At 60.3% G+C, this 23,250-nt stretch carries 25 protein-coding genes and 1 pseudogene; 13 read left to right on the top strand and 13 right to left on the bottom strand.

All coding sequences use genetic code 11. The features are described from left to right. Positions 1 to 49: 49 nt before the first annotated feature. On the bottom strand, positions 50 to 313 hold the full coding sequence (locus AC13QO_RS01955) for a hypothetical protein (protein WP_085778925.1): 264 nt from the start codon (positions 311 to 313) through the stop codon (positions 50 to 52). Between the two features lie 102 nt (positions 314 to 415). Further along, positions 416 to 1,327 carry an oxygen-dependent coproporphyrinogen oxidase gene (hemF, locus tag AC13QO_RS01950; protein WP_488539775.1) on the bottom strand — a complete coding sequence of 304 codons (912 nt, stop codon included), beginning with the start codon at positions 1,325 to 1,327 and terminating at the stop codon, positions 416 to 418. Between the two features lie 177 nt (positions 1,328 to 1,504). Here hemF and AC13QO_RS01945 point away from each other — a divergent pair, with 177 nt between their 5' ends. Beyond that, on the top strand, positions 1,505 to 1,765 hold the full coding sequence (locus tag AC13QO_RS01945; protein ID WP_085778923.1) for a hypothetical protein: 261 nt from the start codon (positions 1,505 to 1,507) through the stop codon (positions 1,763 to 1,765). A gap of 3 nt (positions 1,766 to 1,768) precedes the next feature. Here AC13QO_RS01945 and AC13QO_RS01940 read toward each other — a convergent pair whose 3' ends face one another. Beyond that, positions 1,769 to 3,415 carry a Na/Pi cotransporter family protein gene (locus AC13QO_RS01940; RefSeq protein WP_488539774.1) on the bottom strand — a complete coding sequence of 549 codons (1,647 nt, stop codon included), beginning with the start codon at positions 3,413 to 3,415 and terminating at the stop codon, positions 1,769 to 1,771. 201 nt (positions 3,416 to 3,616) lie between these two features. After that, positions 3,617 to 4,078: a tRNA (cytidine(34)-2'-O)-methyltransferase gene (locus tag AC13QO_RS01935; protein ID WP_085778921.1), complete on the bottom strand. Its 462-nt coding sequence runs from the start codon at positions 4,076 to 4,078 to the stop codon at positions 3,617 to 3,619. Between the two features lie 384 nt (positions 4,079 to 4,462). Here AC13QO_RS01935 and AC13QO_RS01930 point away from each other — a divergent pair, with 384 nt between their 5' ends. The 3 genes from AC13QO_RS01930 (at position 4,463) to AC13QO_RS01920 (ending at position 7,168) form a co-directional block, all read left to right on the top strand. Then, positions 4,463 to 6,319, top strand: a complete 1,857-nt coding sequence (locus AC13QO_RS01930; protein WP_488539773.1) for an ABC transporter ATP-binding protein — start codon at positions 4,463 to 4,465, stop codon at positions 6,317 to 6,319. A gap of 267 nt (positions 6,320 to 6,586) precedes the next feature. After that, positions 6,587 to 6,853 carry a ribbon-helix-helix domain-containing protein gene (locus AC13QO_RS01925; protein ID WP_488539772.1) on the top strand — a complete coding sequence of 89 codons (267 nt, stop codon included), beginning with the start codon at positions 6,587 to 6,589 and terminating at the stop codon, positions 6,851 to 6,853. Positions 6,854 to 6,856: 3 nt separating this feature from the next. Next, positions 6,857 to 7,168 carry a type II toxin-antitoxin system RelE/ParE family toxin gene (locus tag AC13QO_RS01920; RefSeq protein WP_488539771.1) on the top strand — a complete coding sequence of 104 codons (312 nt, stop codon included), beginning with the start codon at positions 6,857 to 6,859 and terminating at the stop codon, positions 7,166 to 7,168. 35 nt (positions 7,169 to 7,203) lie between these two features. On the opposite strand, the gene AC13QO_RS01915 is transcribed toward AC13QO_RS01920, so the two are convergent. Further along, positions 7,204 to 7,434 carry a CopG family transcriptional regulator gene (locus AC13QO_RS01915; protein WP_085778920.1) on the bottom strand — a complete coding sequence of 77 codons (231 nt, stop codon included), beginning with the start codon at positions 7,432 to 7,434 and terminating at the stop codon, positions 7,204 to 7,206. Positions 7,435 to 7,595: 161 nt separating this feature from the next. Here AC13QO_RS01915 and AC13QO_RS01910 point away from each other — a divergent pair, with 161 nt between their 5' ends. Beyond that, a complete protein-coding gene (locus AC13QO_RS01910) occupies positions 7,596 to 9,509 on the top strand; it encodes an ABC transporter ATP-binding protein (protein ID WP_488539770.1) in 1,914 nt (637 codons plus the stop codon). On the opposite strand, the gene AC13QO_RS01905 is transcribed toward AC13QO_RS01910, so the two are convergent. Continuing rightward, on the bottom strand, positions 9,465 to 10,397 hold the full coding sequence (locus AC13QO_RS01905; RefSeq protein ID WP_488539769.1) for an endonuclease/exonuclease/phosphatase family protein: 933 nt from the start codon (positions 10,395 to 10,397) through the stop codon (positions 9,465 to 9,467). The genes AC13QO_RS01910 and AC13QO_RS01905 overlap by 45 nt on opposite strands. Positions 10,398 to 10,683: 286 nt before the next feature. Between AC13QO_RS01905 and petA the strand changes: the two genes are divergently transcribed. From petA to AC13QO_RS01885, 4 genes are all read left to right on the top strand, one after another. Further along, positions 10,684 to 11,262, top strand: coding sequence for a ubiquinol-cytochrome c reductase iron-sulfur subunit (petA, locus tag AC13QO_RS01900; RefSeq protein WP_011426278.1), 579 nt, complete (start codon positions 10,684 to 10,686; stop codon positions 11,260 to 11,262). Positions 11,263 to 11,276: 14 nt separating this feature from the next. Continuing rightward, positions 11,277 to 12,557: a cytochrome b gene (locus tag AC13QO_RS01895; RefSeq protein WP_085778917.1), complete on the top strand. Its 1,281-nt coding sequence runs from the start codon at positions 11,277 to 11,279 to the stop codon at positions 12,555 to 12,557. Between the two features lie 25 nt (positions 12,558 to 12,582). After that, positions 12,583 to 13,467: a cytochrome c1 gene (locus tag AC13QO_RS01890; protein WP_020921913.1), complete on the top strand. Its 885-nt coding sequence runs from the start codon at positions 12,583 to 12,585 to the stop codon at positions 13,465 to 13,467. A gap of 115 nt (positions 13,468 to 13,582) precedes the next feature. Next, entirely contained in the window at positions 13,583 to 14,125 is a 543-nt protein-coding gene (locus AC13QO_RS01885) for an adenine phosphoribosyltransferase (RefSeq protein WP_488539768.1), read from the top strand. 18 nt (positions 14,126 to 14,143) lie between these two features. Here AC13QO_RS01885 and AC13QO_RS01880 read toward each other — a convergent pair whose 3' ends face one another. Together AC13QO_RS01880 and AC13QO_RS01875 are read right to left on the bottom strand one after the other, a co-directional pair. After that, positions 14,144 to 14,611 (bottom strand): MaoC family dehydratase, encoded by a 468-nt coding sequence (locus tag AC13QO_RS01880; protein ID WP_488539767.1) that lies wholly within the window; start codon positions 14,609 to 14,611, stop codon positions 14,144 to 14,146. After that, positions 14,608 to 15,099 carry a MaoC family dehydratase gene (locus AC13QO_RS01875; RefSeq protein WP_488539766.1) on the bottom strand — a complete coding sequence of 164 codons (492 nt, stop codon included), beginning with the start codon at positions 15,097 to 15,099 and terminating at the stop codon, positions 14,608 to 14,610. Before AC13QO_RS01875 ends, AC13QO_RS01880 begins: the two co-directional genes overlap by 4 nt. A gap of 192 nt (positions 15,100 to 15,291) precedes the next feature. Between AC13QO_RS01875 and AC13QO_RS01870 the strand changes: the two are divergent. Continuing rightward, positions 15,292 to 16,363: pseudogene (locus AC13QO_RS01870) on the top strand (hypothetical protein). A 16-nt stretch (positions 16,364 to 16,379) separates the two neighbouring features. On the opposite strand, the gene ychF reads toward AC13QO_RS01870, so the two are convergent. Continuing rightward, positions 16,380 to 17,483, bottom strand: a complete 1,104-nt coding sequence (gene ychF, locus AC13QO_RS01865) for a redox-regulated ATPase YchF (RefSeq protein WP_020921909.1) — start codon at positions 17,481 to 17,483, stop codon at positions 16,380 to 16,382. A 154-nt stretch (positions 17,484 to 17,637) separates the two neighbouring features. Between ychF and AC13QO_RS01860 the strand changes: the two genes are divergently transcribed. From AC13QO_RS01860 to clpS, 3 genes are all read left to right on the top strand, one after another. Further along, on the top strand, positions 17,638 to 17,916 hold the full coding sequence (locus AC13QO_RS01860; RefSeq protein ID WP_085778913.1) for an AbrB/MazE/SpoVT family DNA-binding domain-containing protein: 279 nt from the start codon (positions 17,638 to 17,640) through the stop codon (positions 17,914 to 17,916). Beyond that, positions 17,906 to 18,304, top strand: coding sequence for a type II toxin-antitoxin system VapC family toxin (locus tag AC13QO_RS01855; RefSeq protein WP_085778912.1), 399 nt, complete (start codon positions 17,906 to 17,908; stop codon positions 18,302 to 18,304). The genes AC13QO_RS01860 and AC13QO_RS01855 overlap by 11 nt, the downstream gene beginning before the upstream one ends. A 91-nt stretch (positions 18,305 to 18,395) precedes the next feature. Beyond that, the gene (gene clpS, locus AC13QO_RS01850; protein ID WP_085780144.1) at positions 18,396 to 18,707 is read left to right on the top strand and encodes an ATP-dependent Clp protease adapter ClpS; all 312 of its coding nucleotides are present in this window, start codon (positions 18,396 to 18,398) and stop codon (positions 18,705 to 18,707) included. A 9-nt stretch (positions 18,708 to 18,716) separates the two neighbouring features. On the opposite strand, the gene AC13QO_RS01845 is transcribed toward clpS, so the two are convergent. From AC13QO_RS01845 to AC13QO_RS01830, 4 genes are all read right to left on the bottom strand, one after another. Next, the gene (locus AC13QO_RS01845) at positions 18,717 to 19,178 is read right to left on the bottom strand and encodes a GNAT family N-acetyltransferase (protein WP_488539765.1); all 462 of its coding nucleotides are present in this window, start codon (positions 19,176 to 19,178) and stop codon (positions 18,717 to 18,719) included. Beyond that, positions 19,175 to 19,906 carry an aminoacyl-tRNA hydrolase gene (gene pth / locus AC13QO_RS01840; protein ID WP_488539764.1) on the bottom strand — a complete coding sequence of 244 codons (732 nt, stop codon included), beginning with the start codon at positions 19,904 to 19,906 and terminating at the stop codon, positions 19,175 to 19,177. Before pth ends, AC13QO_RS01845 begins: the two co-directional genes overlap by 4 nt. A 90-nt stretch (positions 19,907 to 19,996) precedes the next feature. Beyond that, positions 19,997 to 20,710 carry a substrate-binding periplasmic protein gene (locus tag AC13QO_RS01835; protein WP_085778909.1) on the bottom strand — a complete coding sequence of 238 codons (714 nt, stop codon included), beginning with the start codon at positions 20,708 to 20,710 and terminating at the stop codon, positions 19,997 to 19,999. A 24-nt stretch (positions 20,711 to 20,734) separates the two neighbouring features. Then, positions 20,735 to 23,086: an EAL domain-containing protein gene (locus AC13QO_RS01830; protein ID WP_488539763.1), complete on the bottom strand. Its 2,352-nt coding sequence runs from the start codon at positions 23,084 to 23,086 to the stop codon at positions 20,735 to 20,737. Positions 23,087 to 23,250: the final 164 nt, after the last annotated feature.

Here is a 23,250-nt window from a genome sequence, read left to right as displayed (position 1 = left end):
GCGAAGAGAAGGTTCCGGCCGGCAGGAGGTGGCGACCGGACAAGGTGGTTCAGTCGGGCATCGCCCAGGCTTTGTAGGTCTCCGAGAGATGGCCGGGCGTGTTGCTGTTGGCTGCGTCCTTCTGCAGATCCTCCGGCGACTTTCCGCCGGCCAGTTGCAACTTGACCTGCTCGATGAAGCAGCACAGTGGCAGATCGGAGCCACTCTTGGCCCGCAGTTTCTCGGCAATGCGGACAAGGAACTCGGGTGTGTCGATGGCACGGAATGTTTCCTGGGCATCCGTGGACGCAGGCGAGCCGCTTTCTGTCGTCATGACAATCCTCCTCCGATTGTTACGCACGTACATATAAAGTTAGGACTCACTGAATTTTTATGAAGGTCCCTCAGCTCGAATAATCGATGAGATTTTACAGTCTCACGGCCATCGCACGACAGGCGGCAGCGACGAGAGAATGGATTCGACGTTGCCGCCGGTCTTCAGGCCGAAGATGGTGCCGCGATCATACAGCAGATTGAATTCGACGTAACGGCCTCGGCGGATCAACTGTTCGTCACGATCGGCTTCCGTCCATAGCTTGTTGAAGTTGGAGCGAACGATTTTCGGATAGACCATGGCGAAAGCCCTGCCGACATCCCGCGTGAAGGCGAAATCGGCGTCCCAGCCGCCGGCTTCCTCGCTCGAATGCAGCCAGTCATAGAAGATGCCGCCGATGCCGCGGGGCTCATTGCGGTGCTTGAGGAAGAAGTAGTCGTCGCACCAAGCCTTGTAGGCGCCGTAATCGGCGACGGCGTGGTTGCGGCAGGCGATCTTCATGGCCTTATGGAAGAGCTGGCTGTCCTCGTCCTCCTGGGTGCGGCGGCGCGACAGCACCGGCGTCAGGTCGGCCCCTCCGCCGAACCATCGGCTTGTCGTGACCACCATGCGGGTGTTCATATGGACAGCCGGAACGTTGGGGTTGACGGGATGGGCGATCAGAGAGATGCCCGAGGCCCAGAAACGCGGATCGTCCTTGGCGCCTGGAATCTGGGCCCGGAACTCCGGAGAGAATTCGCCATGGACCGTAGATGTATGGACACCGACCTTTTCAAAGACGCGGCCTTCCATCATCGACATGCGACCACCGCCGCCGGCGCCGTTTTCACGCGACCAGTCTTTGGCGACGAAACGGCCTGGTTCCTGATCGGATAGGGGGCCTTGCAATTCGTCTTCGAGAGCTTCGAAGGAGGCGCAGATCGTATCGCGCAGCGCTTCAAACCACCTGCGCGCGGTCTCCTTCTTTTCCACTATATCGTCAGGCAAGCCGATCGGCAGTTCGGGTCTTTCCATGTCGCGCCTCCGCGGTCGGCATCCTGTGTGGGCACGACTCGCTCGATTCCTCGTTGCCCTCCCATCTAGCAGGCGGCGGCGCCCGCCGCCAAGTCGAGGCGGGTTCTGGCGCCGCATTCAAGATTCGACTCGCAAATCAACTATTTCGATACTACCTTTTCCAAAGAGGTAGGTTTGATGGCAAAAATTCCAGGACCTCCGTCATTCGACGGCCTGAAGCGCAGAATGGCGAGACACCGGGCGGAAAATCCCCCCCGTAAGAAAGATCATTTCGTGCGGGAGACATATTGCCTCGGCCTGATTGATGCCCGCGCCAAGGCGCGTGAATGGTTCGACGAATATCCGAAAGCCGCCTATTGGACGGAAGTGGAAAGCTGGCGCCAGCTGGACGGTGACCGGATCGAATTCACCATGCGCCGCCTGCCTTCGGCGGACTGACCGTTACTCCGCGACGGCGCGCACTCGGCTTTCGATCAGAAGGCCGCTTTCATCCAGGATCGGATGCGCCACCGAGACGATGTGGGCGTTGATCCTCTTCAGGTCGCGCAGCATATCGAGATGCAGCGAGCTTGTCTGCAGACTGTCGGCGCGTCCGTCGCGCAGGCGTTCCAGATGGTGTTCGGCCGACTGTTTCTCCATGCGCCGGACCTCCACCTTTGTCTCCATCATCTGACGCGCAAGATTGAAATCGCGAGTGACGAAGATCGTCTGGGCAACACGAAGATTGTCGATCGTCAGGTCGAACAGCTTGCGTAGTTCCTGATGACCATCGTCGGAAAATCTGAGCCCGAGGGAGATCTTCTTCCTCACCTGTTCCAGCAGGCCCTTTTCGATGATGTCGCCCATGTGTTCGAGGTTGATGGCATAGTCAATGACGACGATCGAGCGGCGGGCATTTTCGTCGCTGAGCCCCTCGCGGCCGAGCTTCGACAGATAGACCTTCACCGCCTGCTGCAGCTTGTCAACGCGCTCTTCGAGGGTCGCGATTTCGGAAAGCTTGGAAGAGTCATTGCCTTCGAAGGCCTCGGAGACCCGGATCAGCATGCGCTCGATGAGGTCGCCGATGCCGAGCACTTCGCGGGTGGCGCTGGTTAGAGCAATGACGGGCGTCGAAAGCTCATGCGCGTCCAGATATTTCGGCGCGGTGTCCGGCTCGGCCTGGTCCGGGACCAGCCGGGTCATCAGGGTGGCAAGCGGTCGGGAGAAGGGCCAGGCGAGTGCGGCGAGCAGAAGGTTGAAGAGCAGATGCGCGTCGACGGGCAGCTTGGACGGGCCGAAGGGCAACATCTGAATGAGCTCCGCACCGTAGCCGGCAAGCGGCAGGGCGATGACGCAGCCGAGCGTGCGGACGGCGAGATTGCCGAGAGTGACGCGTCGCGCCGAAACCGGCCCGGACATCGTCGCGACGACGGGCGGTATCGCGCCGCCGAGATTGGCGCCGAGCACGAGCACGATGACCAGTTCGGCAGAGATCAGACCGGCCGAGGCAAGCGACAGGATGAGCACCACCACCGCCAGGCTTGACGATGAGACGAAGGCGAGCGCTGCCGAGAAAAGGAGAGCCACGGGCAAAGCGCCATCGAGCAGGCTGATGAAAGCGGCGAGAGCGGGGGAGGCGCGCATCGGCTCCGTCGCAAAGCTCAGGAGATGCAGCGACAACAACATCAGGCCGATGCCGATCAGCGCTGCGCCGCCGCCTTGCCGGGTGCTGGAACGGCCGCGGTAAAGCACGATGCCGCAGAGGATCAGGAGTGGGGAGAGCCATTCGATGCCGGTCGCGACGATCCATGCGGTGATCGCGGTGCCGACATTGGCGCCGAGCAAGACGATCTGGGCCATGCGCGGTCTTATCAGATCACGTTCGACGAAAGAGGCGGTCATCAGCGCCGTCGCCGTGGAGCTCTGCAGCGCGATGGTCGCGACCAGTCCCGACAGGAATGAGCGAAGGCCGCCGCGCGTCCCGGTCGCCAGCCCGGTTCTCAGCCGGGCGCCGAAGGCCCTGGATACGCCGTCCTTAACCTGCGCGAGGCCGAACAGCAGCAGCGCCACGGCTCCGAACAGGTTGATCATGATGATCGTAGAATCCATCTTCTTGTTTTAGTCTGCTTTCATCGGTTTGGAGGGGTCTTGGGCCTGAGGAATCATCTTCTCAAGCTATTGAAATTGTGCCAATCCTCCGATATTTTTGATTGCCCGGCTAATAGATATACTCCGGTTTGAAGGATTCACAATGTTCGATTTCCGACACTTCAGCAATATATCAGACAATCTTTTCCAAGCCGGGGCTGATCAAGTCCAGCCGGTCTGCCGCATCGCCTCGCCGACGATCATGGCTGCCGAAATTGCGACATTGATCGAGCGCTGACCCTCGACCATCGGGATGAGGATACGGGCGTCAGCTCTTTCGTGCACGTGATCCGGCACACCGGCGCTTTCGCGGCCGAAAAGCAGCACATCGTCCGGCCGGAAGGCGAAGTCGGTATAGTGATCGGCAGCCTTGGTGGAGGCGAGGATCAGGCGCCGGTCTGTCGTGGCGCGCCAGGCCTCGAAGCGGTCCCAGTTGACGTGGCGGGTCAGCGCGGCGGCGGCGACATAATCCATGCCAGATCGTTTCAGGTTACGATGGGAGACGTCGAAGCCGGCGGGCTCGATCAGATCCACGGTGAAGCCGAGGCAGGCGGCAAGGCGCAGGATCGTGCCTGTATTGCCGGGAATGTCCGGCTGGTAGAGTGCCAGTCTGAGATTCGTCATTCAGGCGCCGCCCGTTCGTTTCGACGCGGGAGGCCTAATACAACTGTGATTTCAGCGCAACAGGGCGCAGTTTGGCCCAGAAACATTCTATTCGCGCCAGTTCAGGGCTGGAAATTTCGCAGTTTTCGCGTTATGCATGCACATCTTCGAACGCCAGCAGGGAGGGCCTCATGAATATTTTGCTCATTATGCGCTTTCCCGCCGCGATGCCGACCAAGGCGACATGGCGCCGCTAGAGCGGGCTTCCTTCTAAAACTTCCCTTTTGATCGATCGTGCGGCTGTTTCAGCCTCGCCCCTTGAACGTCCGGTTCCCATATGTGCTTGCATAGCGCCGGGATGGCGCGAAGCCGGGAGCCGGAATGCTGATGTTTCGGAGCAATTTCATGTTTGGCTGGTTCGAACAGCGACTCAATCCCTTTCCGAGCGAGGAGCCCGTCGCGCCGCCGAAAGGTCTCTTTGCCTTCTGCTGGCATTACAGCAAACCGGCAGCGCCGTGGCTCGGCCTGATGGCCCTACTGACGGCGTCGATTGCCGTTGGCGAAGTGGCGCTCTTCCAGTTCCTCGGCGACATCGTCGACTGGCTGACCAATGCCGACCGCGCCACCTTCCTGCAGACGGAAGGCCACAAGCTGTTCTGGATGGCGGCGCTGGTGCTGGTCGGCTTGCCGCTGGCGGCCGGGCTCGATTCCCTCATCATGCACCAGATGCTGCTCGGCAACTATCCGATGATGGCGCGCTGGCAGATGCACCGCTTCCTGCTGCGCCACAGCATGACATTCTTCGCCGATGAGTTTGCCGGGCGCGTCGCGACCAAGGTGATGCAGACCTCCCTTGCCGTGCGCGAAACTGTCATGAAGATCCTCGACGTCTTCGTCTATGTCGTCAGCTATTTCCTGACGATGATCATCGTGATTGCCGCTGCCGACTGGCGGCTGATGATCCCGATCCTCATCTGGCTCGCCATCTATATCAGCATCGTGTCGTACTTCGTGCCGCGGCTTCGTAAGATCGCGGCCCAGCAGGCGGATGCGCGTTCGATGATGACGGGCCGCGTAGTCGACAGCTATACGAACATCGCCACCGTCAAGCTGTTCTCGCATGCGGGACGTGAGGAGATCTATGCCAAACAGGGCATGGACGAGTTCCTGCAGACCGTGCACAAGCAGATGCGCAAGGTGACGCTGTTCCATATCAGCGTCTACCTGAACAACTGCGTCGCGCTCTTCGTCGTCTCGGGCCTGTCGATCTGGTTTTGGCTGAATGGGGCGATCTCGGTCGGCGCGATCGCTATCGCCATCGGTCTTGCCATGCGCGTCAACGGCATGTCGCAATGGATCATGTGGGAAGTCTCGGCGCTATTCGAGAATATCGGCACCGTCTATGACGGCATGGAGATGATGAGCAAGCAGCACGACATCATCGACAAGCCGAATGCGCCAGACATGACGGCGAAGAAGGGGGCGATCCATTACGATCGCATCCGCTTCCACTATGGCCAGGGCAAGGGTGTCATCGACAATCTGTCGCTCGACATCAAGGCAGGTGAGAAAGTCGGTCTGGTCGGTCGTTCCGGCGCCGGCAAGACGACGCTGATGAACCTGCTCTTACGCTTCTACGATCTGGAAGCCGGCCGCATCACCATCGACGGGCAGGATATATCAGGCGTCTCGCAGGAGAGCCTGCGTTCACTGATCGGCGTCGTGACACAGGATACGTCGCTGCTGCATCGCTCGATCCGCGACAACATCGCCTACGGCCGGCCGGAGGCGACTGACGCCGAGGTGATCGAAGCCGCCAAGCGAGCCAATGCCTGGGAGTTCATCGAAGGGCTCGTCGACATGCAGGGGCGCCAGGGGCTTGACGCGCAGGTCGGCGAACGCGGCGTCAAGCTCTCCGGCGGCCAGCGCCAACGCATTGCGATCGCTCGCGTCTTCCTGAAGGATGCGCCGATCCTGGTGCTCGACGAGGCGACCTCGGCGCTCGATTCGGAAGTCGAAGCGGCGATCCAGGAAAACCTCTTCGCCCTGATGGAAGGCAAGACTGTGATCGCGATCGCCCACCGGCTTTCGACGCTGACGGAGATGGACCGGTTGATCGTGCTCGACAAGGGCCGGATCGTCGAGGCCGGTTCGCACGGCGAACTGATCGAAAGCGGCGGCATCTATGCCGACCTCTGGAACCGCCAGTCCGGCGGCTTCCTCTGCGATCACGCCGAGGAGGCGGAAGAGGCAGCGGAATGATAAAAGCCCTCCCGGCGCAAGCGGGGAGGATGTGCTGGTGCAATTCTCCCATTTCTCGGAGCGCTAGCGGGGAGGAACTTGGCCTGCGGGTCCTGAATGCCGCCGAGCAGTCTTTCGACGGTGACGGCGCCCATTCTTCTGCGGTCATCTGCATCCCTGTCTGCACCATATCTGCAGAGAATCAAAGCCAGCGCATCTTTGCCAAGTCTTTCGATCAACGTTGCGAAAAACCAGAGTTGCTCCCATAATCAGCGTAAGGAGATCATCATGCCCCGCGAAACCCTATCCGAGTACGACGAGCAACTCATCAGACGCCAGCTGGAATCCGGCCGCTATCATGACCGCAACGAAGTCATTCACGCGGGTCTGGAAATGTTGCAAGAGTTTGAAGACGGTCTCGATCGCTGGATACAGGACGAGCTTCCCGGTCGTTACGCCGAGCTAAAACGCGATCCATCAAAAGCGATACCGCTGGCAGAGGCTCGCGCCCGTTTCGAGCAGAAATATCAGGATGATTTGGCGAAAGCCAAATAAAGGATGAACTACTACGTCCACCTGCACGAGCTGGCCCAAGCCGAGATCCATTTTATCTATGAGACCATTCGAGACCGAGCCGGAATCGCCTCGGCCCGTAACTATGTTGACGGGCTCTATGACCTCATCGATGGCATGGCGACGTTTCCAGCGCGAGGAACCGTGCGGCCCGGTCCAGTGCCTGGCCTGCGCATCATCGGCTATCGTCGCACCGCGTCCATTGCCTTCATTGTCGAAGGCGAACAGGTGACGGTTCTGGGCGTTTTTCGGCGTGGACAGAATGTTACTTCGCAAATGCTCAAGAAACGTCTGTAATCGTCCAAAGCAAAACAGTCACCACATTATCCCATTCAAAGACTGTCGGCCCAGTCGATCACGCGGTCCTGTTCGACGACAACGATGGTGTTGGCGGCTGCGATCGTGCGCAGTGCCACGATGCGGCGGCGTTCCTCGCTGTCGAGCCAGGCGGCGATAGCCTCGATGACGATCTCGTCGCGCGGCAGCGCCAGGTCGAGAGCCAGGGCATCCAACCTTTCTGCAAGCGGAAGCGGAATATGCGCATTGAGCATTTTCGTTTCCATGACCTTCTCTCCGGTGAAGCGCGATTCTAGCGTCAGATTGCGACGGGTTCGGGGGCAATCAATGGCGATGCCGCCGATGTTATCGTTTATTACCAAAATATTAGGTTGCGTCCGCTTTCCATTCCCTTTGCCGCTCCCCTCAATCCGCCTATATCGCTTCCATGTTTCTGCGACCCGTCTTCCGCCTGTTCGAAACCTGGATCGATCCGTTCCGTCCGCGCGTCGACTTGCAGCCGCCACGCGCGACGATCGGTTTCATCTGGTTCTACATCGGCCAGGCGAAGATGCCGTTCATCGCCATGCTCATTCTCGGCGGCACGTCGGCGGCAATCGAGGCTGCGCTCTTCTGGTTCGTCGGACGCCTCGTCGATATTCTCGCTAGTATTACGCCGGGCGCCGGCTGGAGCGGTCTTATCGCGGCCCATGGCGGCGAGCTGTTCGGCATGCTCGCTCTCATCGGGCTCGTGCGCTTCGTCGTCGCCTTCCTGATTGCCCTCGTCGATCAGCAGGTGATCACGCCGGGCTTCTACAATTTAGCACGTTGGCAATCTTATCTCCACGTCTCAAGGCAATCATTGTCGTTCTTTCAGAGCGATTTCTCCGGGCGTATCGTCACCAAGGTCTGGTCTGCCGGCCAGGCAACCGGCGATCTCGTCACGTCTCTGATGGAAAGCGTCTGGTTTGTCGGAATTTATGCGGTAACGACGCTCGTGCTCGTCGCCAGGCTGGACTTTACACTCGCCGCCGTCGTGCTGTTCTGGCTTGGCGCCTTCAGCCTGCTTGCCCGCCACTTCGTCCCGCGGATCCGCCATCACTCCCGCGAAACGGCGGAGGCCGGGTCGATGCTGAACGGCCGGATGGTCGACTCCTACAGCAATATGCAGACGCTGAAGCTGTTCGCACGCGATGAAGAGAGCGATCGCTACATGCGCCAAGGTTTCGATATCTATCAGGACACGGTGCTGCGCTTCACGCGGTTCATCACTGGCGTGCGGGCCTCCATGGCCCTGCTCTCCGGCCTGATGATCGTGACGATGGCGGGCTTGAGCGTCGATCTCTGGCTGCGCGGCTTGATCACTTCCGGCGCGGTGGCATTTTCGCTGGCGCTGGTGCTCCGGCTGAATTTCCTGCTCGGCAGGCTGATGACGCAGTTCAACGGCATCATGCGCAATCTCGGCACCATCCAGAACTCCGCGGAACTGATTTCACAACCGCTCGGGCTCGTCGATCGGCCCGATGCGAAGAGCCTGGTGATCCGCCATCCCGGCATTTGCTTCGAGAATGTCTCCTTTCGCTACGGCAAGGGTCAGCAGCCCGTCGTCGAGAATTTCTCCCTGACCATCCGCCCGGGCGAGAAGGTCGGGATCGTCGGGCGTTCGGGCGCCGGCAAATCAACACTGATGAACCTGCTGCTGCGTCTCTATGACATCCAAGATGGCCGTATCTTGGTCGATGGTCAGGATATATCGGCGGTGACACAGGAATCGCTCAGGATGCGGATCGGCGTCGTCAGCCAGGATACGTCGCTGCTGCATCGTTCCGTGCGCGACAATATACTCTTCGGACGGCCGGATGCCGGCGAGGAGCGGCTGATTGAGGCGGCCCGGCGCGCCGAAGCCTTCGACTTCATCGCCCGCCTGCAGGATCAGCAGGGCCGTAGAGGTTTCGATGCGCATGTCGGCGAACGCGGCGTCAAACTGTCGGGCGGGCAGCGGCAGCGCATTGCTATTGCACGGGTCATGCTGAAGGACGCGCCTATACTGGTTCTCGATGAAGCGACGTCGGCGCTCGATTCCGAAGTGGAGGAAGCGATCCAGTCCAACCTCCATCGCATCATGGAGGGCAAGACGGTGCTCGCCATCGCCCATCGGCTGTCGACGATCGCCGCGCTCGACCGGCTGATTGTCGTCGACCTCGGCCGGATCATCGAGGAGGGCAGCCACGACGAGCTGCTTCGCCGCGGCGGCCTCTATGCCGAGCTTTGGGCTCGTCAATCCGGCGGCTTCCTCGCGACCGACGAGGATGCAGGCTCACGGATCGAGGACGAATTCTGCCATGAGGCCAAAATGGTTTGATCCGAAATTGTTCTCGATGCGGCGGACCGATTTCAGCCGCAGGGGCGCTTTGCTGAAGACGTGATCGATCGAAATGCCGAAGGGGCCGGCGGCGATCGGCCATGTCGCAGGCTCCAACGATGCTGTGCCCAAGCCCTGGCTGCGCATGAGATACTGCACATCCGGCGCCAGAATCGACGTATTGAAATCACCGGCAAGCACGAGCGGTCCCGGCAGCGAAGGGATAATCTCGGCGAGATCTTCGACTTCCAGCCCGTGGAATTCGTCATAATACGGTTTGGTCAGGTGCGCGGCGAGGAAGTTGATCTTCTGGCCGTCGAAATCGATCGTCGAGATCGTCAGCCGGTTGCGCCACAGCAGGCCGAGGCTGCGGATGCGAGGCTCGATCAGCGGGCGCTTCGACAGGACGAGCGTATCGCATTGCTCCATGCCGACGCCGCAGCCGACGTAATAGGGGTAGGTCTTCAGCAGTCGCGGCAATTCGGACAATACCGGTTCGGCCTCGAGGATGTTGACGACATCGGCGCCCGAGCCGATCGCCATGTCGGCAATATCAGCGCCATTTGCGAAATTGTCGTTCTCTATATTGAAGGACATCAGCTTGAAGAGAGCAGGACGGCTCTCGTCTACCGCAGGCTCGACGAATTCACGCGTCATGACGATCCCGTGGACAACGAGAACCATCGATGCGCCGAGTGTCAGCAACGCGTACCAATGCCGCTTAAAGAGGAGGGCTATGCCGGAGGCCACTGCTGCGGCCGCGGCCAGATGGATCTGGAAGCTGTAAAAGAGAGAAAGCAGATAGAAATCTTTGACATAGCGCAGCGAGATAATGGCGAGGACGAGGGTTGTGAGAACGCTCACTACGCAAAAGATCGTGTCTCTCATCCGCTCGGGTCCGGCTGGCTGGCATCGTTGCGGTTGCGCCTAACACGGTCGCTTTTTTGTTGCAATGCAACATACGGGCAAGCGGGTGTTTGCCGTAAAAAATTCATCTGAAATTTCCCGCGACATTGTGCCCTCATCCCCCTGTCAAGGCTGGACATAATTTGCGATCAAGCTTAGAACGCGCCGGATTGCCGGGGAATCTATGGCCGAAATGTGTCCAGATCGATTCGCCAGCAGAGGGGGCGGGGCGGAATTCCGCGATAACTGCGCAGAGGATGGTTAAGCCGTGAGCGAACACGTAACGACAAGCGAGGCTTCAGCAGAGCCCACTCGCCGTGATTTCCTTTATCTCACCACTGGTATGGCGGGCGCTGTCGGCGCCGTTGCTGTCGCATGGCCGTTCATCGACCAGATGCGTCCGGATGCGTCGACGCTGGCGCTTGCCTCCATCGAAGTCGACGTTGCGAGCCTCGAGCCCGGCATGTCACTGACGGTCAAGTGGCGCGGCAAGCCGATCTTCATCCGCAACCGCACGCCGGAGGAAGTGAAGGCGGCTGCCGATGTTCCGCTGGCGGATCTCAAGGATCCGATCGCACGCAACGCGAACCTTCCGCCTGAAGCGCAGGCAACCGGTGTTGACCGTTCGGGCGGCAAGGACAAGGAAAACTGGATCGTCATGATCGGCACGTGCACCCATCTCGGTTGCGTTCCGCTCGGTCAGGCCGGTGAGTACAATGGTTGGTTCTGTCCCTGCCATGGCTCGGTCTACGACACGGCCGGCCGCATTCGCAAAGGCCCTGCGCCGCAGAACCTGGCGATTCCGACCTTTTCATTTGTGTCCGATACCAAAATCAAGATCGGTTGAGGGGAGACTGATTTATGAGTGGCCATTCCAGCTACGAACCATCAACCGGCTTCGAAAAATGGGTCGATGCGCGCCTGCCGCTGCCGCGCATGGTCTATGACAGCTTCGTGGCATATCCGGTTCCCAGAAACCTGAACTATGCCTATACCTTCGGCGCGATGCTTTCCGTCATGCTGATCGTGCAGATCCTGACGGGTGTCGTGCTCGCCATGCACTATGCCGCCGACACGACGATCGCTTTCAACTCCGTTGAAAAGATCATGCGCGACGTCAACCACGGCTGGCTGCTGCGTTACCTGCATGCCAACGGCGCCTCCTTCTTCTTCGTCGCCGTCTACCTGCACATTGCCCGGGGCCTCTACTATGGCTCCTACAAGGCGCCGCGCGAAATCCTCTGGATCCTCGGCGTGGTCATCTACCTGCTGATGATGGCGACGGGCTTCATGGGCTACGTCCTGCCCTGGGGGCAGATGTCTTTCTGGGGCGCGACCGTCATCACCGGCTTCTTTTCGGCCTTCCCGCTGGTCGGCGAATGGGTGCAGCAGTTCCTGCTCGGCGGCTTTGCCGTCGATCAGCCGACGCTGAACCGCTTCTTCTCGCTGCACTACCTGCTGCCTTTCATGATTGCAGGCGTCGTCGTCCTGCATATCTGGGCGCTGCATGTGACCGGCCAGACCAACCCGACTGGCGTCGAGGTCAAGACGAAGACCGACACCGTGCGTTTCACGCCCTATGCAACGATGAAGGATGCCCTCGGCGTCTCCGTCTTCCTGCTCGTTTACGCCTATTTCGTCTTCTACCTGCCGAACTTCCTCGGTCACGCCGATAACTACATCCCGGCCGATCCGTTGAAGACGCCCGCCCACATCGTTCCTGAATGGTACTTCCTGCCGTTCTACGCGATGTTGCGTTCGATCACCTTCAACATCGGCCCGATCGACTCCAAACTCGGCGGCGTGCTCGTGATGTTCGGCGCGATCATCGTGCTCTTCTTCCTGCCGTGGCTTGACACCTCGAAGGTCCGCTCGGCGGTCTACCGTCCCTGGTACAAGCTGTTCTTCTGGCTGTTCGTGCTCAACGCGATCATCCTAGGCTGGCTCGGTTCGCAGCCGGCGGAAGGCAGCTACGTCATCGTGTCGCAGATCTGCACGCTTCTCTACTTCGCCTTCTTCCTGGTCGCGATGCCAGTTCTGGGTCTGGTGGAAACGCCGCGCCGCATCCCGAACTCGATCACTGAGGCGGTGCTTGAAAAGCGCAACAAGACCACTGGCGCCGCCGCGGCGGCCAATGCGTAAGCGAGCGACGGAAGGGAATAGAACTATGAAAACGCTTGTTGCAAGCATTCTGCCGCTTGCCGTCGCCGCTCTCCTTGGCAGCGCCGCTTTCGCCGAGGAAGCGACGCCCGCGAATGGTGCAGCTCCCGCGCATCACGAGGAAGGCGCGACGCCGCACTATCCGCTAAAGGAGCCAAAGGAGCAGGAATGGAGCTTTGCCGGCCCCTTCGGCCACTACGACAAGGCTCAGCTCCAGCGCGGCCTCAAGGTCTACACGGAAGTCTGTTCTGCCTGCCATTCGATGAGCCTCGTGCCTTTCCGCACGCTCGACGAACTCGGTTATTCCGAGGCACAGGTGAAGGCATTCGCTGCCAATTACGAAGTTCAGGACGGGCCGGACTCGGCCGGCGAAATGTTCACCCGCAAGGCAGTCCCTTCGGATCATTTCCCATCGCCCTTCGCCAATGCTGAAGCCGCGGCTGCGTCCAACAACGGTGCGGCTCCGCCCGATTTTTCGCTGATCGCCAAGGCCCGTGAAGTCGAGCGCGGCTTCCCGCAATTCGTCTTCGACATCTTTACGCAGTATCAGGAAAGCGGCCCGGACTACATCTACTCGCTGCTGACCGGCTATGAAGAGCCGCCAGCCGGCTTCCAGGTGGCGCAGGGCGCGCATTATAACCCGTATTTCCATGCTGCCGCCGTTCTCGCTATGCCGAAGCCGCTTTCCGACGGCCAGGTAACCTATGACGACGGCGCGCCGGCGACCGTCGACCAATACGCCAAGGACGTTTCCGCCTTCCTGATGTGGGCCGCCGAACCGCATCTCGAGGAGCGCAAGCGCACCGGCTTCATGGTGATGGTGTTCCTGGCGATCTTTACCGTGCTGATCTACCTGACGAAGCGCTCGGTTTACGCCAACAAGGAACATTAAGCGTTCCGTGCCTGAATTCGAAAAGGCGGCTTGCGAGCCGCCTTTTTTGTTGGTTCCACCCTCGGCAATTGATAGGGTGCGGCCGATTTTATACGCTCGCAGATACGGACGTTCCATGGGCAATACAATTTCGGAGCTCGCAGCCAGCATTCGCTCCATCCCCGACTATCCCAATCCCGGCATCATCTTCCGCGACATCACCACGCTGCTCGGCAACCCTCGTGCTTTCCGCCGGGCGGTCGACGAGTTGGTGCAACCCTACGCCGGCACGAAGGTCGACAAGATCGCCGGCATGGAGGCGCGCGGCTTCATTCTCGGCGGTGCGGTGGCGCATCAGCTTTCCTCGGGCTTCGTGCCGATCCGCAAGAAGGGCAAGTTGCCGCACGACACCGTGCGCATCGCCTACAGCCTGGAATATGGCGTCGATGAAATGGAGATGCATCGTGATGCGGTCCAGCCCGGCGAGAAGGTGATCCTGGTCGACGATCTCATCGCCACCGGCGGCACGGCCGTGGGCGCGACGCAGCTTCTGCGCCAGATCGGCGCGGAGGTGATCGGCGCCTGCTTCGTCATCGACCTGCCCGACCTTGGCGGCCGCAGGAAGCTGGAAGAACTCGGCGTCGTCGTACACACGCTGGTCGAATTCTCCGGGCATTGAGCCCGTATTGCGGCGGCGTCAGTCGAATTCCAGCACACCGCTTTCAAAGCGCATGACGGGATCGCCGTTCTGATTGACGCCCTCGCAGAGGATGGTGTTGAGATGCCAGCCCGGCCGTGATGCGAGCGGTCGGCTGGAGAGCAGGGCGACGGAATAGGTCACGACGTCACCCGCAAAGACCGGCCGCAGCCATTGCAGCTTCTGAAAGCCGGGTGAGGGGCCGAGGTTCGGCGCCGTCAGGCCCTCCTCGGCGAGTGCGACGCGCTGCCTTTCCCAGAAGGCGAGGAAGGTCCGCATCCAGGCGGCCGTGGTGTGCCAGCCCGAGGCGCAAAGCCCGCCAAAGAGCGTGTCTTTCGCGGCTTCCTTGTCGACGTGAAAACGCTGCGGATCGTGGCGGGTTGCGAAGTGGATGATGTTTTCCTCGGTGAAGGTGTAGGTGCCGATCTCGGCTTTCTGACCGACGGCGTAAAGCTCGGACATTCTCATGCTGACGGCTCCGAGCTCAGGTTAGCATCCTCCGGAATGGGGCGCATGCGGATCATCACGGAATTCTCCGAGAGGCAGACGAGTTCGCCGCGCTGGTTTTCCACCGCGTGGCGGAATTTGACGATGCCCATGCCGGGGCGCGAGCGCATCGGCCGGGCTTCGAGAACGGTCGAATGGCCCTGCAGCGTATCGCCTGCAAGCACCGGCTTTCGCCATTCCATCAGATCGATGCCCGGCGCACCCTCGCAAAGTGCGTCCAGCACGTAGCTGTCTGCCATCATGCGCATGAGCATTGCAGAGGTATGCCAGCCGGAGGCGGCAAGCCCGCCGAGGATGCTGGCGCGACCGGCGGCTTCGTCGAGATGCATCGGCTGCGGGTCGAATTCGCTGGCGAACTCGATGATTTCTTCGGTGAGCACCAGTTTCGGGCCGAGGGCGAAACGGCGGCCGGGTTCAAAATCCTCGAAAGACAGCTTTTCTGCCGGCATTCTCTCCTCCGCCATATCAAGCGCCTAGAACAGGATGTTTTTAGGCCGGTCGGCCTAAAATGTGAATCCTGTTCTACATTAAAGAGTTAGAGCATGATGTCGTCCGAAAACCGCTTACACTTTTCGGCATCATGCTCTAGTGCTTACAATAGCATCTGCGCGGGCTCAATGATTCCCGGGAGATAAACCGGTATGACGGAACTGAGGTCGATACTAGACGAGGCGGCGCGCCAGGGGCTGATTTCGTCGGAAGCGGGCGGGCGGCTTCTGCCGTTTCTGACCGAGCGTGGCGTGTCTGTTGTTGAGACGCAGAAGGCAGTCGCAGCCGAGGAGCGGGCCTGGTCGGACACCGAGACGCCGCGCTTCGTGCGCGGCTTTCACGACGTGCTGATCACCATCGGTGTTATCGTCGCGCTCGTCGGCCTCTGGGGCCTAGCGCCGCTTTACGCCGTGCCGGTCGCTATCATCGTGCTTTCGGAAATCCTGGTGCGCCGCCAGCGGCTCGCCTTGCCGGCTGTCAGCCTGACAATCGCGCTGTTCTGCTGGACATTTTTGCTGATGTCCCGCGTCTTCACGCCATGGACCTCCGAAATCGAGGCGGATCTGACCCAGTTCGTCGCCGGCTTTCCGATCCTGCTCGGCGTCTATTATGCCCGTTATCGCGTGCCCCTGTCGCTGGCGCTCACTATCATGTCGACGCTTGCCTTGGTGCTCACGCTGCTTTTGCGCCTGGTGCAATGGCTAAGCGGCAATCCCACGTTTTTCGATCATCTTGGCGTGCTGGCCGCGGTCGCTTTCGTCTACGCGCTCGGCCTGTTCGCGACGGCGCTATATTTCGATCTGGGCGACCGGCTGCGACGGACGACGCGTTCGGATATCGCCTTCTGGCTGCATCTCGGCGCAGCGCCGGCGCTGCTCTACAGTGCCGTCTCCCTACTGTCGTTCGGGGAAGCCGGCCGTATCTTCGATCCGGCGAACATGTCGGCCCGGACTCCCGTGGTCGTCGCGACCGTGGCGGCGCTGATGCTGATCGGCCTGGTCATCGATCGTCGCGCCTTCGTCACGTCGGGGCTGCTGTCTCTCCGGCGTTGCGATCTTCAGCGTCGTTCGCAAGGGAAATGCGACCGTCGATACCTACATCTTCACGACGCTGATCGTTGTCGGCGCGATCGTGCTCATTATCGGAACGGGTTGGATGCCGCTTCGGCGGCTGGTGCTCAGGGCACTGCCGCCGGCAATCGCAAACAGGCTGCCGCCGGGTTAAGGCGGCAGCTATTTTATCAGGTATTGAAACGGAAGTGGATGACGTCGCCGTCCTGGACGACGTATTCTTTGCCTTCGTCGCGCGCCTTGCCGGCATCCTTGGCGCCAACTTCGCCGTTGTACTTGATGTAATCGTCGTAGGCGATGGTGTTGGCACGGATGAAACCGCGTTCGAAATCCGAGTGGATGACGCCGGCGGCCTGCGGCGCCTTGGTGCCGCGCTCGATCGTCCAAGCGCGCGTTTCCTTCGGGCCGACGGTGAAATAGGTGATGAGGTCGAGCAGCTTGTAGCCGGCGCGGATCAGCCGGTCCAGGCCCGCCTCGTCAAGGCCGAGGGCAGAGAGGAATTCCTTGGCTTCCTCTTCGGCAAGCTGGGCGACCTCAGCTTCGATCGCCGCCGAGATAATGACGGTTTCGGCGCCCTGCTCCTTCGCCATGGCGGCGACGGCGGCGGTGAATTCGTTGCCGGTCGAGGCATCGCCTTCGGCGACGTTGCAGACATAGAGCACCGGATGCGAGGTGAGAAGGTTGAGCCCCTTGAGGATGGCGATCTCCTCGGCATCGAGCTTCGACAGCAGCGTGCGCACCGGCTTGCCTTCGTTGAGTAGCTTCAGCGAGGCTTCCATGATCGGCAGCATCGCCATCGACTCCTTGTCCTTGCCGGTGGCGCGCTTGCGCGTCTGCTCGGTTCGACGCTCCAGGCTCTCGAGATCGGCGAGCATCAGCTCGGTCTCGATCGTCTCGGCATCGGCGACCGGATTGATGCGGCCCTCGACATGGGTGATGTCGCTGTCTTCGAAGCAGCGCAGCACATGCACGATCGCATCGACTTCGCGGATATTGGCGAGGAACTGGTTGCCGAGGCCTTCACCCTTCGAGGCACCGCGCACCAGGCCGGCGATATCGACGAAAGAAATGCGGGTCGGGATCAGTTCCTTGGATTTGGCGATGTCGGCCAGCTTGCGCATGCGCGGATCGGGCACGGCGACTTCGCCGGTGTTCGGCTCGATGGTGCAGAAGGGGTAGTTCGCCGCCTGTGCAGCCGCCGTCTTGGTGAGCGCATTGAAGAGGGTCGATTTGCCGACGTTCGGCAGACCGACGATGCCGCATTTGAAGCCCATGGCTTGATCCATATCTATTGGTAACTTTGCCCTGCCTATGCGGGAATGGCCGGCTCGGGTCAAGGGTTTGCGGCACGAATCGAAAAAGCAAGGCCAGCCGGCTTGAAGGTAAGGCGGTTTAGCCTTACCTTTTGGCGGAAAGGATACAGCTGACATGGCAACCCTGACAGTGACGGCAAAAGGACAGGTCACCTTGAGAAAAGAAGTGCTTCGGCACCTCGGGATCAAGCCCGGCGACAAAATCGACGTTGATCTCCTGCCTGGTGGCAAGCTTGAGGTCGTTGCGGTCAAAACGCAGCCGGCCAGCGGTTCCATCGAGAATTTCTTCGGAAGTCTCGAGAACAAGGGCAATATTCATGCGACGCTCAGGGAGATCGATGAGGCCATAAAGGCGGGCTGGGCTGGCGAGGTCGGCATCGCTGATGATCGTTGATACGAACGTGCTCGTGCGGGCGGCCGTCGATGACGATCCGAAGCAAACGGAACGTGCAAGGATATTGATGCGCGAGGCTGAACGGCTGTTCGTCTCCAACCTGACGCTCTGCGAGTTCGTCTGGGTCGTCGGCCGGATTTATCGTAAAAGCGCCTCCGAGATCGCTGCGACCATCCGGCTGCTGATAACCGACAGGAAGGTCGTCTACGACAGAGCAGCTGTCGAGGCTGGATTGTCCTTCCTCGATGCCGGCGGTGATTTCGCCGATGGCGTCATTGTCTTCGAAGGCCGCAGGCTTGGCGGGGAAGTATTCGCGACCTTCGACAGGAAGGCTGCCGCCATCGTCGAAAGCGCCGGGCGAGCCTGCCTGCTGCTCTCGTCGGAGTGATATCCGTCATTGAACTGCCGTGCTGACGATGCAATATAGTCCGGCGGATGTTTCTTCCGCCTTTTCATGTCATCAACGGGTGGATTTTCCGATGACTGACAATGACGTTGCCCTGAAACCGAAGACCAAGGTGAAGCCGAAGCTGGACAAGCCGAAGCTCTACAAGGTCATTCTTGTCAACGACGATTACACGCCGCGCGAATTCGTCATTGTGATCCTGAAGGTCGTCTTCCGTATGAGCGAGGAGACGGGTTACCGAGTGATGATGACGGCGCACAAGCTCGGCTCCTGCGTGGTCGTGGTCTGCGCCAAGGACATTGCCGAGACCAAGGCCAAGGAGGGTATCGACCTTGCCAAAGAGATGGGTTTCCCGCTGATGTTCACCACAGAGCCCGAAGAATAGCCTTTCAGCTCACGGCCGGCGGATCTGATAGCCGGTCTTGTCCTGCAGGAAGCCGCAATTTTCGTAGAACCGCAGCGTCGCCGGGTTCTTCGAGCCGGTGAGCAACATCACCTTATAGCAGCCGGCCTTCCAGGCCTCATTCACCGCATGGCCGACCACGGCGCCGGCATAGCCGCGCCGGCGGTGCTCGGCGTGGGTGACGACGTTTTCGATCAGCGCATAAGAGGCGCCGCCGCGCGTCAAGTTCGGCACGATGATCAGCGTGACGGTGGCGGCGGCGTGAGGGCCGGCAAAGCCGATGAATACGGTCATGCCGGGCTGGGCGAGAATGGCGGAAAAGCGCTCCTCGGCCATGGTCCCGTCGAGAATGGGATCGGTCGGATTCAGATGCCGGTAGAGGACGGTCAGCCCCTTGAGATCGTCGGGAGCGGCACTGCGGATGGTAAAATCCCGGTCTGGCACCGGCCTCATTCCCCCTTGTTGCCGAACATCTTTTTCAGCATCTCTGCCATCGGGCCGCTGGTCGGCAGCTTCGGCTGATTGCTGTTGCGGGCCTGGCGGATATGCGACTGGCCGGCCGGCTTCTTGTCGCTATCCTTGCTTTCCTTTCGCGGCTTCTCTTCCTCGGCCTTGCCACCCAACGCCAGGGCGATCTTGTTCATCAGCTGTGAATCCTCGTTTCGCACCAGCATGTCGGCATTGTCGGCCAGCGTTTCGAGAAGCGGCTCCAGCCACGCCCTGTCGGCCTTGGCGAAATCGCCGAGCACGTGGTTCTGCACCATCTCCTTGACGCCGGGATGGCCGATGCCGAGGCGCAGCCGCCGGTATTCCTTGCCGCAATGGGCGTCCAGCGACCTGATGCCGTTGTGGCCGCCATGGCCACCGCCGGTTTTCAGCCGCGCCTTGCCAGGGGGCAGGTCGAGTTCGTCATAGATCGCGACGAGCTCGGTGGGCTGGAGCTTATAAAAGCGCATCGCCTCGCCGACGGCCTCGCCGGAGAGGTTCATGTAGGTCTGCGGCTTGATCAGCAGGACCTTGTCGCCGCCAAGTTCTCCCTCGGCGATCTCGGCCTTGAACTTCTTTGACCAGGGAGAAAAGCTGTGGCGCCGATGAATGGCGTCGACGGCCATGAAGCCGATATTGTGGCGGTTACCGGCGTATTTGCTGCCGGGATTGCCGAGACCTGCAATGATCAGCATGGCCTGTCATCCTCGCTTGGGCGTTTCTCGACGTTCACCACCCGGAAACGACAGTAAAGTCAAGCGGAAACGGCGAGCTCGGCGGCAGCATCATTCCGAAAGGTTCATGCCGTATTTCAGGAAGATCTGCTTCTGGTTGCCATCAGCAATCAGTTTGTCGAGGGCAGCCTGCATCTTGGCGAGCAGATCGTCGGGAAAACTCTTCTCGCAGGCGATGCCCATGGGCTGGGAGGAGAGCACGGTTACGATCTCCACCGGCTGATCGGCCTTCAGCTTTTCGAAATAGAGTTCGGAGATCGGCATCATGTCGATGCGACCGCTGAGCAGCTTGCGCAGCGTGGCGTTGAAGTCACTGGCGACGTCCAGCTTGGTGAAACCCTTCTCCTTCAGGATCGTCTCGGTGTAGTCCTCGCGCTGGGTGCCGATCGTATATTTCTTTGCTTCTTCGAGATTGCTGGCGGTGACGCCCGAACCCTTGCGGGTGATCAGGATGTTGCGGTCGATGAGCAGCGGCTCGACCCATTTGAACAGCGGATCGCGCGCGCTATTGTGGGCGGTGGCGAAAACACATGTCATCGGCGCAGTGCGGGCAAGGCCGAAAGCACGCGCCCAAGGCATGACTTCGATCGTATAGTCGACGCCGATCGCGGCCATCACCTTTTCGACCTGCTCGACCGTCGCGCCTTTGATCTCTTTGCCTTCGCGATAGTTGAAGGGGGCGTAATCCTCGGTCGTGAAAGCAACCGTCTGTGCGTGGGCGGCGCAAGGCAGCGCCAGCCATGCGAGAAGCAGGAGCTTTTTCATCGTCTCGTCTCCTTCGTTCTTCGTTTACGAGGCGCGTGCGACGGCTGATTGCGGGGCCATCAGTTCCTCGATGAGTGCGGCTGCGTGCTGTGGACGATGGAAGAGATAGCCCTGGCCATAGTCCAGACCCATCTGGTGAAGCGTGCGGCATTCCTCTTCCGTCTCGATGCCCTCGGCGATGACGGTGCAGTTCATCTTGTGGGACAAGGTGGTGATGCCTTCGATCAGCATGCGGCTCTTCTGGCGGACGTCGTCATCGCTGTCGTTGATCGCGCGGGTGAAGGACTGGTCGATCTTGATGATATCGACAGGGAAACGGTTGAGGTAGCTGAGCGACGAGTAGCCGGTGCCGAAATCGTCGAGCGCGATGCGGCAGCCGAAGCGGCGAAGCTCGGTGACGATCATGCGAATCTGCGGGTTGTCGTGCATCAGCACGGCTTCCGTGATCTCGACCACGATGCGCTCGGGGCGGATGCCGTGGCGACCGACGATCGCGGCTAGACGGGCCGGCAGTGCCGGCTCGAACTGCAGCGGCGAGAAGTTGATGGCCAGGTAGGTATCCTGCATCCCCGATATGCGAGAGATTTTCGCGAGATTGGAAATCGCCTTTTCCATGATGACGTTGCCGACGCGGACGATCTTGCCCGTCTCCTCGGCGACGCTGATAATTTCGGCTGGCGGCATCAGACCTTTCTGCGGATGGTTAAGGCGCATCAGCGCCTCGAAACCGGCAATGCCGCGGCGGTTGAGATTGACGATCGGCTGCAGGAAGGCTTCAAACCAATTGTCGACGAGGCCGGCTTCGATATTGCCCTCGATTTCGGCGCGGCTGCGGGCGCGGTCGAGCATGGCTTTGTCGAAGAGCTGTGCGCCGTTCTTGCCGTCCCGTTTCTTCGCATACATCGCCATGTCGGATTTCTGCAGCAGCTCGGCCGCGGTCGCGGCGTGATGTGGGTAGATGGCGATGCCGATGGACGCGCTCAGATGCATGTCCGGGGCAAATGGCGTTTCGAAGATTGAGGCGATCTGCTCGCACATCGCCTTTGCGCGCGTTTCGGCGTCCTTCGCAGGCAGCAGGATAGCGAACTCGTCGCCGCCGAGACGGGCCGCCTCGTCGGAGGGGGCAAGATGGGTCTTCAGGCGCTCGACGAGTTCGATCAGCGCCGTGTCGCCGGCAGCGTGCCCCATATTGTCGTTGATCCACTTGAAGCGGTCGAGATCGACGAAGAGGCAGGCGAGTTCCTGGCCGGCGGCGTCTGCGGCAGCGATCTTGTTATCAAGCACCGCCTCGAAGCCTTGGCGGTTGAGAAGCCCGGTCAGATGGTCGGTGATTGCCTGGCGATGGTTGCGGTCCTCCGAAGCCTTGAGCTCGGTCACATCCGTCATGACGGACAGCGAGAGGCGATCGTGAGCGCCGGCGGCCGCTTCCGATTCCATGATGAGGACGTCCATGGTGCGGCCGTCGCGGCAGACAAATTTGACGGTGACCGTCATGCCGTTTTCAGCGTAGCGGCGCTTGACGAATTTATTGCGGCTGTTCGGCGTGACCAGATCTGCAAAATTGCGGCCAATGACGTCCGCGCGACTATAACCGGTGGCGAGCAGCCAATAGTCGCTGACGGCAGTGATGCGGTCTTCCTCATCGAGCGAGAAGAGCATGGCGGGCGTCAGATTGTAGATGTCGGTGGCGCGGCGATGGGCGAGCTTCAGCTCCTTCTCCTCGCTTTCCAGCTTGGTTTGCATCTCGTTGAAGCTGTGGGCAAGCCGTCCCATCTCGTCGTTCGACTGCCAGTCGACATGATGGCGCGAGCCGAGCTGCCGGGTGGCCTCGATTGCCGCCGTCAGACGCATCAGCGGCTGGATGACGAAGAACCGGTTGCCGATCAACGCTGTGCCGAAAACGGTCAGAACCGCGAAGATGAAGATCGAAATGAAGACGACCTCTTCCTGCTTCAGACCGGAAAACAGCCCGAGGGCGGGATAATAGACGCTGATGCTGCCGAGGTTCTTCGGACCGTCGACGGTGTTGTAGATGATGGCACGCGACACCTGCACGAGCTTGCCGTCAAAGGAACGCGGAATGGTGGATTGGCTGACGTCGAGCTGACCCGACTGATCCCGCACCTCGACCTTGACGATGGCGCCCTGGGAAACGACCGTCGCGCTGATCTGGGTGACGCTTTCCTCATCGAGGTCCCAGAGCGGTTTTGCCAGGGCTTGAGCATTGGCGACAAGAAGAACAGAGATATGGTCGCGTATTTCTTTATCGGCGCGTTCCGAGGAAAGAAAAAGGAAAAGAACAAAAAGCGGAGCGACAAAAACAAGCAGCGCTCCGCAAACAATCCCAAAAAACCTGTTCTCAACGGAATTGTTCATGGTTCCGTCTACTCCCCCAGGCCGGCATATTTGCTGTCGCGCGTTCAGGCCGGCTTCTTCGCAGCTGACGGCCCATGCTTTCATGAATATGTTAAATGTTGCTGAAACGGAGGCTTGGCAGGCAATGAAAAGCCCGCCTTCCCCGTGAACTGGTTCTCGAAAGC

The sequence above is a fragment of the Rhizobium sp. CNPSo 3670 genome, from assembly GCF_057784555.1.
The sequence above is the reverse complement of the archived record's forward strand: the minus strand, read 5'-3'. Positions and strand labels throughout refer to the sequence as shown.

What these genes read in the sequence shown, in the direction of transcription:
- AC13QO_RS01835 (WP_085778909.1), bottom strand. Translation starts at nt 20,710, where the DNA reads ATGAAAAAGCTCCTGCTTCTCGCATGGCTGGCGCTGCCTTGCGCCGCC.
- AC13QO_RS01845 (WP_488539765.1), bottom strand. Translation starts at nt 19,178, where the DNA reads ATGAGGCCGGTGCCAGACCGGGATTTTACCATCCGCAGTGCCGCTCCC.
- AC13QO_RS01875 (WP_488539766.1), bottom strand. Translation starts at nt 15,099, where the DNA reads ATGCCGGCAGAAAAGCTGTCTTTCGAGGATTTTGAACCCGGCCGCCGT.
- AC13QO_RS01860 (WP_085778913.1), top strand. Translation starts at nt 17,638, where the DNA reads ATGGCAACCCTGACAGTGACGGCAAAAGGACAGGTCACCTTGAGAAAA.
- AC13QO_RS01920 (WP_488539771.1), top strand. Translation starts at nt 6,857, where the DNA reads ATGAACTACTACGTCCACCTGCACGAGCTGGCCCAAGCCGAGATCCAT.
- AC13QO_RS01955 (WP_085778925.1), bottom strand. Translation starts at nt 313, where the DNA reads ATGACGACAGAAAGCGGCTCGCCTGCGTCCACGGATGCCCAGGAAACA.
- AC13QO_RS01885 (WP_488539768.1), top strand. Translation starts at nt 13,583, where the DNA reads ATGGGCAATACAATTTCGGAGCTCGCAGCCAGCATTCGCTCCATCCCC.
- AC13QO_RS01890 (WP_020921913.1), top strand. Translation starts at nt 12,583, where the DNA reads ATGAAAACGCTTGTTGCAAGCATTCTGCCGCTTGCCGTCGCCGCTCTC.
- AC13QO_RS01940 (WP_488539774.1), bottom strand. Translation starts at nt 3,415, where the DNA reads ATGGATTCTACGATCATCATGATCAACCTGTTCGGAGCCGTGGCGCTG.
- AC13QO_RS01910 (WP_488539770.1), top strand. Translation starts at nt 7,596, where the DNA reads ATGTTTCTGCGACCCGTCTTCCGCCTGTTCGAAACCTGGATCGATCCG.
- clpS (WP_085780144.1), top strand. Translation starts at nt 18,396, where the DNA reads ATGACTGACAATGACGTTGCCCTGAAACCGAAGACCAAGGTGAAGCCG.
- AC13QO_RS01915 (WP_085778920.1), bottom strand. Translation starts at nt 7,434, where the DNA reads ATGGAAACGAAAATGCTCAATGCGCATATTCCGCTTCCGCTTGCAGAA.
- AC13QO_RS01925 (WP_488539772.1), top strand. Translation starts at nt 6,587, where the DNA reads ATGCCCCGCGAAACCCTATCCGAGTACGACGAGCAACTCATCAGACGC.
- AC13QO_RS01930 (WP_488539773.1), top strand. Translation starts at nt 4,463, where the DNA reads ATGTTTGGCTGGTTCGAACAGCGACTCAATCCCTTTCCGAGCGAGGAG.
- AC13QO_RS01935 (WP_085778921.1), bottom strand. Translation starts at nt 4,078, where the DNA reads ATGACGAATCTCAGACTGGCACTCTACCAGCCGGACATTCCCGGCAAT.
- AC13QO_RS01895 (WP_085778917.1), top strand. Translation starts at nt 11,277, where the DNA reads ATGAGTGGCCATTCCAGCTACGAACCATCAACCGGCTTCGAAAAATGG.
- AC13QO_RS01855 (WP_085778912.1), top strand. Translation starts at nt 17,906, where the DNA reads ATGATCGTTGATACGAACGTGCTCGTGCGGGCGGCCGTCGATGACGAT.
- AC13QO_RS01830 (WP_488539763.1), bottom strand. Translation starts at nt 23,086, where the DNA reads ATGAACAATTCCGTTGAGAACAGGTTTTTTGGGATTGTTTGCGGAGCG.
- ychF (WP_020921909.1), bottom strand. Translation starts at nt 17,483, where the DNA reads ATGGGCTTCAAATGCGGCATCGTCGGTCTGCCGAACGTCGGCAAATCG.
- pth (WP_488539764.1), bottom strand. Translation starts at nt 19,906, where the DNA reads ATGCTGATCATTGCAGGTCTCGGCAATCCCGGCAGCAAATACGCCGGT.
- AC13QO_RS01905 (WP_488539769.1), bottom strand. Translation starts at nt 10,397, where the DNA reads ATGAGAGACACGATCTTTTGCGTAGTGAGCGTTCTCACAACCCTCGTC.
- AC13QO_RS01880 (WP_488539767.1), bottom strand. Translation starts at nt 14,611, where the DNA reads ATGAGAATGTCCGAGCTTTACGCCGTCGGTCAGAAAGCCGAGATCGGC.
- AC13QO_RS01945 (WP_085778923.1), top strand. Translation starts at nt 1,505, where the DNA reads ATGGCAAAAATTCCAGGACCTCCGTCATTCGACGGCCTGAAGCGCAGA.
- hemF (WP_488539775.1), bottom strand. Translation starts at nt 1,327, where the DNA reads ATGGAAAGACCCGAACTGCCGATCGGCTTGCCTGACGATATAGTGGAA.